This is a genomic window from Streptomyces sp. NBC_00259, from assembly GCF_036181745.1.
GTDB lineage: Bacteria > Actinomycetota > Actinomycetes > Streptomycetales > Streptomycetaceae > Streptomyces > Streptomyces pratisoli.
The window spans coordinates 5,706,669-5,720,857 of the sequence record NZ_CP108080.1 but is presented as its reverse complement, the minus strand read 5'-3'; the positions used below and the strand labels follow the sequence as shown (position 1 = coordinate 5,720,857).

At 72.1% G+C, this 14,189-nt stretch carries 9 protein-coding genes; 1 reads left to right on the top strand and 8 read right to left on the bottom strand.

Annotation, left to right across the window (positions count from 1 at the left end; translation table 11 throughout):
• Positions 1–44: 44 nt before the first annotated feature.
• The 8 genes from OG766_RS26010 to OG766_RS25975 form a co-directional block, all read right to left on the bottom strand.
• The gene (locus OG766_RS26010) at positions 45–1,346 is read right to left on the bottom strand and encodes a M50 family metallopeptidase (protein ID WP_266383975.1); all 1,302 of its coding nucleotides are present in this window, start codon (positions 1,344–1,346) and stop codon (positions 45–47) included.
• The gene (dxr, locus tag OG766_RS26005; RefSeq protein WP_266383972.1) at positions 1,343–2,605 is read right to left on the bottom strand and encodes a 1-deoxy-D-xylulose-5-phosphate reductoisomerase; all 1,263 of its coding nucleotides are present in this window, start codon (positions 2,603–2,605) and stop codon (positions 1,343–1,345) included. The genes OG766_RS26010 and dxr overlap by 4 nt, the downstream gene beginning before the upstream one ends.
• 47 nt (positions 2,606–2,652) lie before the next feature.
• The gene (locus tag OG766_RS26000) at positions 2,653–3,507 is read right to left on the bottom strand and encodes a hypothetical protein (protein WP_328726311.1); all 855 of its coding nucleotides are present in this window, start codon (positions 3,505–3,507) and stop codon (positions 2,653–2,655) included.
• An 81-nt stretch (positions 3,508–3,588) separates the two neighbouring features.
• On the bottom strand, positions 3,589–5,571 hold the full coding sequence (locus OG766_RS25995) for an acyl-CoA dehydrogenase family protein (protein WP_328726310.1): 1,983 nt from the start codon (positions 5,569–5,571) through the stop codon (positions 3,589–3,591).
• A gap of 192 nt (positions 5,572–5,763) precedes the next feature.
• A complete protein-coding gene (locus OG766_RS25990) occupies positions 5,764–7,209 on the bottom strand; it encodes an aldehyde dehydrogenase family protein (protein ID WP_266383966.1) in 1,446 nt (481 codons plus the stop codon).
• Positions 7,210–7,386: 177 nt separating this feature from the next.
• The gene (locus tag OG766_RS25985) at positions 7,387–8,397 is read right to left on the bottom strand and encodes an EamA family transporter (protein ID WP_328726309.1); all 1,011 of its coding nucleotides are present in this window, start codon (positions 8,395–8,397) and stop codon (positions 7,387–7,389) included.
• A 131-nt stretch (positions 8,398–8,528) separates the two neighbouring features.
• On the bottom strand, positions 8,529–10,112 hold the full coding sequence (locus tag OG766_RS25980; RefSeq protein WP_328726308.1) for a PucR family transcriptional regulator: 1,584 nt from the start codon (positions 10,110–10,112) through the stop codon (positions 8,529–8,531).
• A 115-nt stretch (positions 10,113–10,227) separates the two neighbouring features.
• Entirely contained in the window at positions 10,228–12,510 is a 2,283-nt protein-coding gene (locus OG766_RS25975; protein WP_266383961.1) for an ATP/GTP-binding protein, read from the bottom strand.
• Positions 12,511–12,841: 331 nt separating this feature from the next.
• Here OG766_RS25975 and gabT point away from each other — a divergent pair, with 331 nt between their 5' ends.
• Positions 12,842–14,176: a 4-aminobutyrate--2-oxoglutarate transaminase gene (gabT, locus tag OG766_RS25970; RefSeq protein WP_328726307.1), complete on the top strand. Its 1,335-nt coding sequence runs from the start codon at positions 12,842–12,844 to the stop codon at positions 14,174–14,176.
• Positions 14,177–14,189: the final 13 nt, after the last annotated feature.

The following is a 14,189-nucleotide window of genomic DNA, read 5'->3' as shown; positions in this document are numbered from 1 at the left end:
GGCCGGACACCTCATGGTGTCCGGCCGCGGTGAACAGCGGGCTGCTACGAGATTTTCACCGGGTTGACGATGTCGGCGACCAGCACGAGCAGCGTGAAGCAGATGAAGATCCCCGCGACCACGTAGGCGACCGGCATCAGTTTCGCGACGTCGAAGGGTCCGGGATCCGGCCGGCGGAAGACCCGGGCGACATTGCGCCGTACGGACTCCCACAGCGCTCCCGCGATATGACCGCCGTCGAGCGGCAGCAGCGGCAGCATGTTGAAGAGGAACAGCGAGAGGTTGAAGCCGGCGAGCAGCATCAGGAACGTGGCCACGATGTTCTGCGTGGGCACGTCCAGGTTGAGCACCTCACCGCTGATGCGGGCGGCGCCGACCACTCCGACCGGGGAGTCGTCCTTGCGCTCGCCGTCGCCGAAGGCCGCGGACCACAGGTCGGGCACCTTGGCGGGCAGCGAGATGATCGACTCCACGCCGTTCTCGAACATGTCGCCCATGCGGTCCAGGGACTGGCCGAAGGTCTGCGGCATGATCTCGGTCCTGGCGGCGAAGCCGAGATAGCCGGCCGGGACGAACTCCCCGGGGACGACCTGCCCGTCGGCGTCCTTCTTGGCCACCATGTTCTTGAGCAGGGTGGCCTGGAGGACCTTCTCCTGGCCGCCGCGGTCGACCGTGATGGTGGCGGGGCCGATGTTCTCGCGGATGCGGTTGGACAGGTCTCCCCAGTCCTTGACCGGGAGGCCGTTGAAGGCGACGATCCGGTCGTCCTTCAGCAGCCCGGCGGCCGCGGCCGGTGACGTCGGGTCCGTCGCCTCGCAGGTGCTGCGCTCCTCGCTCTGCGGGATGACGCACTTCTGGACGCCGGCGACCTGTGTCGTCTGGGTCGCGAAGCCGAACGACATCGAGACGCCGAGGAAGATCGCGACGGCGAGGACCAGGTTCATGAACGGGCCCGCGAACATCACGATGACCCGCTTCCACGGCTTGCGCGTGTAGAAGAGCCGGGTCTCGTCGCCGGGCTTGAGCTCCTCGAAGGCCGCCGAGCGGGCGTCCTCGATCATTCCCCGCCAGGGGGAGGTGGAGCGGGCCTCGATACGGCCGTCGGGTCCTGGCGGGAACATGCCGATCATGCGGATGTAGCCACCGGCCGGGATGGCCTTGATCCCGTACTCCGTCTCGCCCTTGTGCCGCGACCAGATCGTGGGGCCGAAGCCGACCATGTACTGGGGCACGCGGATGCCGAAGAGCTTGGCCGTGGACAGATGGCCGAGCTCGTGCCAGGCGATGGAGAAGAGCAGCCCGACGGCGAAGAGCGCTATGCCGAGGACCGTCAACAGAATCGTCATGCGCGAGCCTCCGCTGTCGCCTTCGCTGCCAGTGCAGCCAGTTCCCGGGCGCGTGCGCGCGCCCAGGTCTCCGCTTCCAGGACGTCCGGGACCGTCAGCGAGGTTCCCCGCCCGGGGTTCCCGTGTTCGCCGACGACTGCCGTGACCGTATCCATGATTCCGTTGAACGGCAGCCGTCCCGCGAGGAAAGCGTCCACGCACTCCTCGTTCGCGGCATTGAACACCGCCGGGGCGGTACCGCCCAGTTCCCCGACGTGCCGGGCGAGTCCCACGGACGGGAAGGCCTCGGTGTCGAGCGGGAAGAACTCCCAGGTGGAGGCCTTCGACCAGTCGAAGGCGGGAGCCGCGTCCGGCACCCGCTGGGGCCAGCCGAGCCCGATGGCGATCGGGCCGCGCATGTCCGGCGGGGTGGCCTGGGCGAGCGTCGAACCGTCCGTGAACTCCACCATCGAGTGAACGTACGACTGGGGGTGGACGACGACCTCGATCCGGTCGAACGGGATGTCGTAGAGGAGGTGCGCCTCGATGACCTCCAGCCCCTTGTTGACCAGCGTGGCGCTGTTGACCGTGATCACCGGGCCCATGGCCCAGGTGGGGTGGGCGAGGGCGTCCTCCGGCGTGACATCGGCGAGCTCGGCCTTCGTGCGGCCGCGGAAGGGGCCTCCGGAGGCGGTGACGACGAGCTTGCGCACGTCGGCGCGGGTGCCGGCGGCCAGGGCCTGGAACAGGGCGGCGTGCTCGGAGTCGACGGGGATGATCTGGCCGGGCTTCGCCAGCGCCGTGACCAGCGGGCCGCCGACGATCAGCGACTCCTTGTTGGCGAGCGCGAGCGTGCGGCCCGCCTCCAGGGCGGCGAGCGTCGGGGCGAGGCCGATGGAGCCGGTGATGCCGTTGAGGACGGTGTGGCACGCGGAGGCGGCGAGCTGGGTCGCCGCCTCGGGCCCCGCCAGGATCTCGGGGAGCGGCTCGCCCGTTCCGTACTGCTCGCGCAGCGCTTCCCGGAGCACGGGCACGACGTCCTCGCGGGCGACGGCGACCGTGCGCACCCGCAGTCGGTACGCCTGCTCGGCGAGCAGTCCGACCCGGCCGCCGGCGGCGGAGAGTGCGGTGACGCGGAAGCGGCCGGGGTTGCGCAGGACCAGGTCGATGGCCTGCGTGCCGATGGACCCGGTGGAGCCGAGGACGACGATGTCCCGGCGGCCTTCGGACGGATCGAAGGCGATGTGCGGGTCGGCGAGGGGGGATGGGCTGTCGCTCATGCCCCCCATTGTGGCCGCTCCGGCCGCGGGCACGGACAGGGCGTCCCCTACGCGCCGCCCGCCGGCTTCCCCGCCGCGAACTTGACCCACTGGGCCTTGATCACTTCCTGGGGCACTCCCCCGATGTCCTTCGTGTCCGTGATCCCCGCGCGGAAGGACAGCGTGGTCGTGCCGGAGCGGACGACCGTGAGGTACTCGTACAGCTTCAGCTTGCCTTTGACGTCGAGGATGGTGAAGCGGTACGCCTTCGCCTCGTCGCCGATGGCCGGGGCCTTGGCCGGTTCGGCCTTCAGGTACTTCGCCCGCGCGATGGCGCGGACCTCGGTGAATCCGCGGGCGCACTGCCTGCCCGCCGTGTCGAGGGCCTTCATGACCCGGGCGGCGCCGTCATCGGCGTACGAGCGCAGCTGCACGGCGACGCTGGGGCCGATCATCTCGTCGGGATCGTCGACCTCGCGGTGCACCTCGGCCACGGGGTGGAACGACGTGACGTCGGAGGCGAGGCTGACGAGCGGCTGGCAGTCGGCGGGATCGGCGGTGAAGTCCTCGCCGTACGGTTCGCCGAGGCTGAACTCGGAGGCGGTGTACGGGCCGACCTGCTCGCCGTCGGTGAAGGCGAGGGCGGTGAGCTGCTGCTGAGTCAGCGCGCCGGTTCCGGCACCCGCCGTGGATCGTGGGGTCGCATCGGGCTTCGCGGAGTCCTGCGCCTCGCCGCCGCAGGCGGCGGTGCCGGTGAGCACCGCGGCGACGACGGCCGTGGCCGCGGCGGCGCGAAGCGTCTGCCGTCCGCCCCGCGGGCCGTGTCCGACCAGCCTGCCGCGCGTGTGGTTCCCCGCCCCGAACATCCTGCCCCCAGCGTCGAGTTCCGCGTGATCGTGCGTCGCCGCACGATTGTGGCTCACGGGGCGTCCGGCGTACACGCCGCCGGGACGAGTGGGGCCCGCGGTGGCCGCCCCGCAGGGGGACGGCCACCGCGGCGAGGGTCAGCGGATGGGACGGTGGACGTTCTCCGCCGCCGACGGGCCGGGAGAGGCGTCCGCGATCCAGGGGCCGTCGCCGCTGGGGTCGATGACGCCCTCCTCCAGCCAGGTGTAGGAGCCGGCGAGGACGTCCTTCACCACCGAACGGTCGAGGTCGTCGGTGTTGGTCCACAGCCGGCCGAAGAGCTCCTCGACGCGGATGCGGGACTGCCGGCAGAACGCGTCGGCCAGCCGGTACGCCTCGCGACCGTGGTCGCCGGTCTTCCGCAGCAGCTCCGCCCGCACACAGGCGGCACTCATCGCGAAGAGTTCCGCACCGATGTCGACGATGCGGCCGAGGAAGCCCTGCTTGGTCTCCATCCGGCCCTGCCACCGGGACATGGCGTAGAACGTGGAGCGGGCGAGCTTGCGCGCCGCGCGTTCCACGTACCGCAGATGGGTGGAGAGGTCCTCGTGGCCGCGCGGGTGGAACTCGGCGTACGAGCGCGGCAGCTGCCCGGGCCCCGCGACGAGTTTGGGCAGCCAGCGGGCGTAGAACGCCGTGGCGGCCGCACCCGCCTTCGCCTTGTCGCCGAAGGACTTGTCGGGGTCGATGATGTCGCCGGCGACCGAGAGGTGTGCGTCGACGGCCTCACGTGCGATCAGCAGATGCATGATCTCGGTCGAGCCCTCGAAGATGCGGTTGATGCGCAGATCGCGCAGCAACTGCTCGGCGGGGACCGCGCGTTCGCCGCGGGCGGCCAGCGAGTCCGCGGTCTCGAAGCCCCGGCCGCCGCGGATCTGGACCAGTTCGTCGGCCATCAGCCAGGACATCTCGGAGCCGTACAGCTTGGCGAGGGCGGCCTCGATGCGGATGTCGTTGCGGTCCTCGTCGGCCATCTGGGACGCCAGGTCCACGACCGCTTCGAGGGCGAAGGTGGTGGCGGCGATGAAGGAGATCTTCGCGCCGACGGCCTCGTGCGTGGCGACGGGCTTGCCCCATTGCTCACGCACCGCGGACCATTCGCGGGCGATCTTCAGACACCACTTGCCGGCGCCCACGCACATCGCGGGCAGCGAGAGCCGGCCGGTGTTGAGCGTGGTCAGGGCGATCTTGAGGCCCGCGCCCTCGGGACCGATGCGGTTCGCGGCCGGGACGCGGACCTGGTGGAAGCGGGTCACGCCGTTCTCGATGCCGCGCAGGCCCATGAAGGCGTTGCGGTTCTCGACCGTGATGCCCTCGGCGCCGGCCTCGACGACGAAGGCGGTGATACCGCCCTTGTGGCCCTCGGACTTGGGGACCCGGGCCATGACGACGAGGAGGTCGGCGACGACGCCGTTGGTGGTCCACAGCTTCACGCCGTCGAGCACGTAGTCGTCGCCGTCGGGGACGGCCGAGGTGGCCAGGCGCGCCGGATCGGAGCCGACGTCCGGCTCGGTGAGCAGGAACGCCGAGATGTCGGTGCGGGCCAGCCGCGGCAGGAACGTGTCCTTCTGCTCCTGGGTGCCGAAGATCTTCAGCGGCTGCGGTACGCCGATCGACTGATGCGCGGACAGCAGCGCGCCGATCGCGGGGCTCACGGAGCCCACCAGGGCCAGGGCCTTGTTGTAGTACACCTGGGTGAGGCCGAGACCGCCGTATTTCGTGTCGATCTTCATGCCGAGGGCGCCGAGCTCCTTGAGCCCGCCGATCACCTCGTCGGGGATCCTGGCCTGGCGCTCGATCAGTGCGCCGTCGATCTTCGTTTCGCAGAAGTCGCGCAGTTTGGCGAGGAACTCCTCGCCGCGCTGCACGTCCTCGGAGGACGGCAGCGGATGGGGGTGGAGCAGGTCGAGCCGGAAACGGCCGAGGAACAGTTCCTTGGCGAAGCTGGGCTTGCGCCAGCCCTGCTCGCGCGCGGCCTCGGCGACCTGACGTGCCTCACGCTCGGTGACCTTTGGTGCCCCGGTGACGTCTGGGGTCACGGTGACCTTCGGGGCGTCCTGCGGAGTGGATGGGGCGGACATGAGGGACTCACCTCGCCGCTGAATCGAGGGCGGCCGGACCGGAATTACCGTCCGGTGCTACTCGTCCGTATCTACCCGATTATCGACCGGCCCACCAGTCCTGCGGGGCAGCCGGGTGGATCCTGCCCCGCTAGCACAAAAGGACGGCCGGAGCCCCCGCACAGTGGGCTCCGGCCGTCCGTCCCGGACGGCCTAGAGGGCGAGACCCGTGAGGACGAGCACGCGCTCGTAGGTGTAGTCGTCCATCGCGAACTTCACGCCCTCGCGGCCCACGCCGGACTGCTTGGCGCCGCCGTACGGCATCTGGTCGGCGCGGTAGGACGGGACGTCGCCGATGACCACGCCGCCGACCTCCAGCGCGCGGTGCGCGCGGAACGCGGCCTGCAGGTCGTGGGTGAACACGCCCGCCTGGAGGCCGTACTTGGAGGAGTTGGCCGCCGCGAAGGCCTCGGCCTCGCCGTTCACGCTCTGCACGGTGAGCACCGGTCCGAAGACCTCCTCGCGGGCGAGGGTGGTGTCCGCAGGTACACCGGTGAGGACGGTCGGCGCGTAGGAGGCCCCGTCGCGCTTGCCGCCGGCCAGGAGCTGGGCGCCGGCCTCGACGGCCTCGTCGACCCAGGACTCGACACGCTTGGCGGCGTCCTCGTTGACCAGCGGGCCGACGTCGGTGGCGGAGTCGGACGGGTCACCGGTGACCTGGGCCTCGACCGCGGTGACGATCTTCGGCAGCAGCCGGTCGTACACGGAGGCATCGGCGATCACGCGCTGCACGGAGATGCAGGACTGGCCGCCCTGGTAGTTGGAGAAGGTGGCGATACGGGTCGCCGCCCAGTCCAGGTCCTCCTCGGAGGCGAAGTCGCCGAGGACGACGGCCGCGCCGTTGCCGCCGAGCTCCAGGGTGCAGTGCTTGCGCGGCACCGAGTCCATGATCGCGTAGCCGACCTTGTCGGAGCCCGTGAAGGAGATGACCGGGAGGCGCTCGTCCTGGACGAGGGCGGGCATCTTGTCGTTCGGGACCGGCAGCACGGACCAGGAGCCTGCGGGCAGCTCGGTCTCGGCGAGCAGTTCACCGATGATCAGTCCGGACAGCGGGGTGGCGGGCGCCGGCTTGAGGATGATCGGCGCGCCGACGGCGATGGCCGGGGCGATCTTGTGGGCGCACAGGTTCAGCGGGAAGTTGAACGGCGCGATACCGAGGACGACGCCCTTGGGGAAGCGGCGGGTGAGGGCGAGCCGGCCCTGGCCGCCGGCGTCGGTGTCGAGGCGCTGGGCCTCGCCGCCGTTGAAGCGGCGGGCCTCCTCGGCCGCGAAGCGGAACACGGAGATGGCGCGGCCGACCTCGCCGCGGGCCCACTTGACGGGCTTGCCGTTCTCGGCGGAGATCAGCTGGGCGATCTCCTCGGTGCGCTCGACGAGGCGCTTCGACACATGGTCGAGGGCGGCCGCGCGGACATGGGCGGGGGTCGCCGCGAACTCGTCGATGACGGCGTGCGCGGCGGCCACGGCCTCCTCGACCTGGGCATCGGTCGGAACGGCGACCGTGCCGACGAGACGGCCGTCCCAGGGGGAGGTCACGTCGAAGGTCGTCTCGCCGGTGGCCTGGCGGCCGGCGAGCCAGAAGGCGTGCGTGGAAGTCATAGGGGGTCCCGGCCCTTCCGAAGTAGTGGGGTGCTCTTCCCACACGGTAGGGCGGCTCGGCCCGATCGGGGTTTGTCCGCGTTGGAGTGGTCGGCGGAGCCACCCCTGCCGCTTTGGCGAGTGCGCAGGTCACTGCAGGTGCCGGCGGCAGGCGGGGGGCGACACGCGGGCAGCTGCTCAGCGGCGGCGTTCCGTGCTGACGATCAGGAAGACGCCCGCCACGACGACCGCGCCGCCGAGGGCGATGGGCCAGGTCAGTTGCTCGCCCAGGACCAGCGCGCCGAGGAGGACGGCCACGACCGGGTTGACGTACGCGTACGTGGCGACCAGCGAGAGCGGCGCCGAGTGGAGCAGCCAGGCGTACGCGGTGAACGCGATCAGCGAGCCGAAGACGACGAGATAGGCGAGGGCGGTCCAGGAGCGGCCGGAGACCTCGGAGAGCACGAATCCGTGCTGTTCGCCGCGGCCCAGGCCGACGAGCAGACAGCCGATGCCACCCGCGACCATCTCGTACGCACTGGCCGCGAACGGGTTGGCCGGCATCGGGATCCGGGAGGACGAGAAGGACCCCACCGACCACATGACGGTCGCGGCGATCACGGTGAACACGCCCCACAGGCGGACGTCTCCGCTGAGACCCGGCACGGTCAGCACGGCGAGGCCCGCGAGCCCGAGCAGCACACCGCCGTACGCCGCGAGCCCGGGCCGCTCACCGGAGGCGCGACGCAGCACGACGACCCAGGCGGGGACGACGGCGATGAGGAGCGCGGCGAGGCCGGAGGGCACTGCGGTCTCGGCGAGGACGACGAGGCCGTTGCCGCCGAGGAGGAGCAGCAGGCCGACCAGCGCGGCGGAGGCCAGCTGGGCGCGGGTGGCCTTGAGCGCCGGGAGACCCTGGCGCCAGGCGATGATCGCGGCGAGGATCAGCCCGGCGGCGATGAAGCGCGCGCCGGCCGAGAGGAACGGCGGCATGGTCTCGACGACGACCCGGATACCGAGGTACGTGGAGCCCCACACGACGTAGACGATGGCCAGCGCGCCCCACACGGCCCCCGATATCCGGCGGCCGGGCGCGGTCGGTCCGGCGGGCGCGGTGGACTCGACGGGCGCGGTCGGTCCGGCGGGCGCGGTGCTCGCGCCGGAGCTGCCGGGTGCGGGCATGCCGGTGTCGGCGGTGGGTTGTGTCATCGGTCCTTCTCGTCTCGTGGACGGCCGGCCGGTGTCCCCGCCCAGCTGCTGTCACGAGGCAGGACCCTAGACAGCCCAACACGCAAACGCCATGTTTTCTGCCCGAGTTCGGGCAGCCGAACGGGATTCCCTCACTCGGGAGCCGGGTCCGGGGCCGGCCTCATGGTGGCGTTCTCCGTCGCCTTGAGGGCGAGCCACAGCTCCATGCGGACGTCCGGGTCGTCCAGGGAGCGGCCGAGGATCTCCTCCACGCGGCGCATGCGATAGCGCAGGGTGTGTCGGTGGACGCCGAGATCGGCGGCTGCCGCGTCCCACTGTCCGTGTCGGGAGAGCCAGGCGCGCAGGGAGGCGACGAGATCGCCGCGGCCGGTCGCGTCGTGCTCGTACAGGGCGCGCAGCATGCCGTCGGCGAAGGCACGCACGGCATCGTCGGCGAGGAGCGGCAGCACGGACCCGGCAGCGAGTTCCTCGTGCTCGACGAGGGCGCGGCCCCGCCGGCGGGCGACCGAGAGGGCCTGTTCCGCCTGCTTGTAGGCGCCCGCGGCCGCGATCGGTCCGGTCGGGGCGGACATGCCGACGGCGACTCCCGCCTCCTCGGCCTCGCGCTCCGTGTACGGCTCGCAGGCGAGAGCGACCGCTCCCCCGTCCGCGGCGAGGACGACGAGCCGTCCGTCGTTCTCGGACACGGTGAGCACCGGCTCCGCCGCCCGGGACGCGGCGGACTCCAGGAACTCGGCGAACGCGTGCACGGGATGCTCGGCCGCCGGGTCGGGTTCGCCCACCGGCTCGGCGATCAGCAGCCGGAACGGCGCGTCCAGCAGGCCTCCGTACAGATCCCCGGCGACCGCCCTGGCGTGGTCGTGCTGCCCGGACAGCATCATCCGGAGCACCGCGGCGCCGAGCCGCTGCTCGGCGGCCTGCAGCGAGCGGGAGCGTTCCGTCGTCAGGGTCAGCAGCGCCACGGCGGAGTGCACGGCGTACCGTTCGGCCGTGCCGAGCGGCGCGCCGGTACCGACCGCGAGGGCGCCCCGGACCCGCCGTCCCGTACCCAGCGACTGCAGTTCGACGCGGTCGTCCGTGCCGCCGACGACGGCACTGGCGGGCGCGGGCCGCTCGCGCAGCCGCTCCACGTCCCCGGTGAGCCGGGCCGCGCGGCGGGTGGCCCAGTCGGGAGCGGCGGCGACGACGGCTCCGGACGCGTCGTACAGCGCGGCCCAGCCGTCCACGTGCGCGGCGAGCTTGGCCAGCAGGGCCGCCGGGCCGTCGGAGAGCGCGGCGCGCGTCAGCTCCCGCTGGGCCTCGAAGCCCGCCGTGACGGCCCGGTACTGGTCGGCGGCGATGGCCGCCGAGACCGCCTTGCTGATGGCGAGGAAGGGGGTGCGGCGCGGTACTTCGAGGAGGGGGAAGTCCTCGGCCTCGGCGGCCTCGAGCAGCGCGTCGGGGATGTCCTCGTAGTTGACGCCGACGGCGAAGCCGAGCCCGACGACACCCGCGCCCGCCAGACGCCGTACGTAGCGGCGCATCGCCTCGCGGTCCGCGGCGTCCAGCGTCATGGCGGTGACGAGGAGCAGCTCGCCGCCCTCCATGTACGGCACGGGGTCGGCCAGCTCACTGGCGTGCGCCCAGCGCACGGGGGTCCCGAGCCGGTCCTCCCCCGCGCGCACGGTCAGCTTGAGCGCGGAGTGCTGGACGAGGGAGGCGAGGGTGACCGGCATGGGACCGCGGACTTTCGGCAGAGGGACAGAAGGGGTGGGCGTGCGCTGCTGGGCCTTTTCGCCGTCCCGTATGAACGGCATACCTCGATTCTGCCACTGCGTACGGTTGCCCGGGTCAGGTCCGCAGATCCACCAGCAGCGGCGGTGCGTGGTCCCCGCGTACCGAGGCGAGGGACAGCACGGCGTGCCCGGCGGGCACGGAGTGCGCCAGCTCGGAGGCCGACCAGCGCTCGCGCTCGACCTCGCGGACCGTCACCGCCTCGGCGGTGGCGGCCTTGCCGGTCACCAGCCGCCGCATGAAGTGGAGCGCCTTGGTCAGGGGTTCATCGGAGATGATCTGCCGGTTGGTGACGTCCCTGGTCTGCACCCACTCGGTGCCCCAGGTCTCGGCGAACCGTCCGCCGTCCCAGGGCGCGAGCCCCGCGAACGCCATCCGGCAGCCGACCGCGCCCAGCAGCGGCCCGCGCAGCGGCTCGGGCACGTCCTCCAGGGTGCGCAGCGCGAGGACGACACCGGCGTGCGCGGAGCGCAGTCGCTGCACGGCCCTGACCGAGTCGGCGGTGACCGTGGACGTGGCGTCGTCGAGGACCAGGCAGGCGAACAGCGAACGGTCGGTACGGGCGAGCGCGGCCTCGGTGAACTGGGCGAGGAGAAGCCGGGCGATGATGCGGGAGGCCTCCGAATGGCCCCGTTCGGGAAGATCGACGCGGACCCGCAGCGGGTGCTCGATGGCGCGCAGCGAGAACTGCCGGCCCTCGCCGTCGGTGCGGAAGAACTGCGCGAACGCGGGCCGGTCGAGGAACGCGATCCGCTCGGCGAGCAGCACACCGACGTCGTCGGCGCGCTCCGACTGCCGTACGCGGGCGTCGAGTTCGCGGAGCTGTGACGCCTCGCCCCCGGCCTCCAGGACGGTACGCAGCTCCCCCAGTGCCGCGGGCACGCCACCGACGAGGTCGCGCAGTTCCGGTACGGCCGGGAAGTGACCGTGGACGCTTCGGTAGGGCCCGATGAGCTGCGCGAGCGCGGTGGCCGCCCGGCGGCTGTCGGCCGCCAGATCGCCGACGAGCGCCTCGGCGAGGACGCGGGCGGCCTCGTCGGGGTCGTCGCTGCCGCCGTACAGATCGAGGTCGTGAGTCGACTCCGGCCGGCCGGGGGCGATGACCAGGTCGAACGCGCCGTCGGGAGCGAGGGCCGTGCCGTGCGCGGTGACGGCGACGACGGCGGCCCGGTTCGCGAGCGCCTGCAGGCACATCGCCTCCACGACGGGCCGTACGAGCCGCACGGTCTTCCCCGACCCGGAGGGGCCGACGGCGAGCAGCGAGGTGCCGAGGAGCGCGGGTTCCAGGGCGACGCCGGTGGTGCGGCGGGCGTAGGGGTTACGGGGGTGGTCGGCCGCGGCGCCGATCCTGACCTGCCCGGTGGCCAGGTCGTGCACGGCGGTACGCACCGGCAGGTCCCGCTCCCCGGAGGGGTGCCCACAGGCGGCGGCCCCGTCGGCCCGTACGGCGTCGGTGAACGCGGGCAACCGCTCCGGCCGCGTCCGCACCCCCTGCCAGGCCCGCCGGATCCGCGCGTAGTCGACGTCCCCGAGCGTGCCCTTCCGCGTCGCCTCGGCGAGCGTACGGGCCGCCTCGTCCAGCCCCGCGGCCCGCAGCTCGGGCCAGTCGGCGGGGTCGTCCTGCGGCTCCCGCGGCTCGTGTGCGGCCGGCTCGGCCGCCCTGCGGCGGGCGAAGACCGGCCAGGTACCGGCCCTGCCGAGCACCGCGACGAGGGCGGCCACGAGGCACACGTAGTAGAGGTTCGAGGCCCATTCGAGCCACCAGACGCTCCTGGGCATCTCCCGCCACACGCCGGGGAGCAGCACGAACAGCGGCCACAGCGGCACGCCGTACCGGCGCCAGATCTCGTTCCAGTTGCCGACCCGGCCCGAGCCCACCGCGAGCAGGGTCAGGACGAGGCCGTTGTAGAGGTAGGTCGCCGTGACGAAGAGCCCGACCTGGTCGCTGGCCCCGTTCCGCCAGGACTCGGGCACCAGCCAGAGCATGGGCAGCAGCCACCAGTCCTTGACGAAGAACCACCACCCTTCGAGGTAGTGGTTCCACAGCAGGGACCAGAACAGCCAGCCGGCGAGGAACGCGATCACCGCACCGCTGATCAGCGGCCGGGCGGGGACGGACTCCGGCTCCTGCTCCGGACGCGCCCGGTGGCCGAGCCGCCAGATGCCGGGTGCGGCCTCAGGGCGCGGGGTGCGCAGCCAGTCGGTGATGGTCGTGCCGTGGGCGGGGGCGGGTGCGTGGGTGGGGGCGGGGGGCACCGGGGGTGGGCCCGCCGGGCGGGGGACGGGGTGGGCGCCGCCCGTTCGCGGGCCGCGTGCGTCGTACGTGCCTTCGGTCTCCATCAACCCCTGCCCCTTGACCAGCCAGGACCGCGCGTCCGTGCAACCGTCAATCTAGTGGCAGGCAGCGGGGAGTTCAGCGTTCCGGCGTCGCGAGTACGCCATCGCGAGCCGGTCACCGGTGCCCGCCGCGACGGCGGGACCGGACGCCACGCCCTGGTGCCTGCCTGCCGGGCCCGCACCCGCCCCATGTCCGAGACTCTATGTCCGAGACGGACAACGACACGCTCCCACCACTACCGAACGGAGCATGCCGGACCCCCCGACCCGGACCTAGCCTGCGAAGAAAGCAGAAGTGCGTCCGAAAGTCCGCAAGACACCCCCAGGAGCCCTCATGAGCGCCATTCCGCAGGAGCGCCGCGTCGTCACCGCCATCCCCGGCCCCAAGTCGCAGGAGCTGCAGGCCCGCCGCCTGAACGCGGTCGCGGGCGGCGTGGGCTCCGTCCTGCCGGTCTTCACCACGCGTGCCGGTGGCGGCATCGTGGAGGACATCGACGGCAACCGGCTGATCGACTTCGGTTCCGGTATCGCCGTGACCTCCGTGGGTGCCTCCGCCGAGGCCGTCGTACGCCGTGCCTCCGCTCAGCTGGAGAACTTCACCCACACCTGCTTCATGGTCACGCCGTACGAGGGCTACGTGGAGGTCTGTGAGGCGCTCGCCGAGCTGACCCCGGGCGACCACGCCAAGAAGTCGGCGCTGTTCAACTCCGGCGCCGAGGCCGTCGAGAACGCCGTCAAGATCGCCCGTGCGTACACCAAGCGCCAGGCCGTCGTCGTCTTCGACCACGGCTACCACGGCCGCACCAACCTCACCATGGCGCTGACCGCCAAGAACATGCCGTACAAGCACGGCTTCGGTCCGTTCGCCCCCGAGGTCTACCGCGTCCCGGTCGCCTACGGCTACCGCTGGCCGACCGGCCCGGAGAACTGCGGCCCCGAGGCCGCCGCCCAGGCCATCGACCAGATCACCAAGCAGATCGGCCCGGAGAACGTCGCCGCGATCATCATCGAGCCGGTCCTCGGCGAGGGCGGCTTCATCGAGCCGGCCAAGGGCTTCCTCCCGGCGATCGTGAAGTTCGCCAACGACAACGGCATCGTCTTCGTCGCGGACGAGATCCAGTCCGGTTTCTGTCGCACCGGCCAGTGGTTCGCCTGTGAGGACGAGGGCATCGTCCCGGACCTGATCACCACGGCCAAGGGCATCGCCGGCGGTCTGCCGCTCGCCGCCGTCACCGGCCGCGCCGAGATCATGGACGCCCCGCACGCGGGCGGCCTGGGTGGCACGTACGGCGGCAACCCGGTGGCGTGCGCCGGTGCGCTCGGCGCCATCGAGACCATGCGCGAGCAGGACCTCAACGGCAAGGCCAAGCGCATCGAGGAGGTCATGAAGGCCCGTCTGACCGCGATGGCGGAGAAGTACGACATCATCGGCGACATCCGCGGCCGCGGCGCCATGATCGCGATCGAGCTGGTCAAGGACCGCGCCACCAAGGAGCCGAACGCGGAGGCCGCCGGGGCGCTCGCCAAGGCGTGCCACGCCGAGGGCGTCCTCGTCCTCACCTGCGGCACCTACGGCAATGTGCTCCGCTTCCTGCCTCCGCTGGTGATCGGCGAGGACCTGCTCATCGAGGGCCTGGACGTCATCGAGACGGCGCTCGCGGGCGTGTGAGCCCGGCGCGCGG

Coding starts and splice junctions, on each gene's coding strand:
- dxr (WP_266383972.1), bottom strand. CDS start 2,605: ATGAGCGACAGCCCATCCCCCCTCGCCGACCCGCACATCGCCTTCGAT.
- OG766_RS25980 (WP_328726308.1), bottom strand. CDS start 10,112: ATGCCGGTCACCCTCGCCTCCCTCGTCCAGCACTCCGCGCTCAAGCTG.
- OG766_RS26010 (WP_266383975.1), bottom strand. CDS start 1,346: ATGACGATTCTGTTGACGGTCCTCGGCATAGCGCTCTTCGCCGTCGGG.
- OG766_RS25995 (WP_328726310.1), bottom strand. CDS start 5,571: ATGTCCGCCCCATCCACTCCGCAGGACGCCCCGAAGGTCACCGTGACC.
- gabT (WP_328726307.1), top strand. CDS start 12,842: ATGAGCGCCATTCCGCAGGAGCGCCGCGTCGTCACCGCCATCCCCGGC.
- OG766_RS25975 (WP_266383961.1), bottom strand. CDS start 12,510: ATGGAGACCGAAGGCACGTACGACGCACGCGGCCCGCGAACGGGCGGC.
- OG766_RS25990 (WP_266383966.1), bottom strand. CDS start 7,209: ATGACTTCCACGCACGCCTTCTGGCTCGCCGGCCGCCAGGCCACCGGC.
- OG766_RS25985 (WP_328726309.1), bottom strand. CDS start 8,397: ATGACACAACCCACCGCCGACACCGGCATGCCCGCACCCGGCAGCTCC.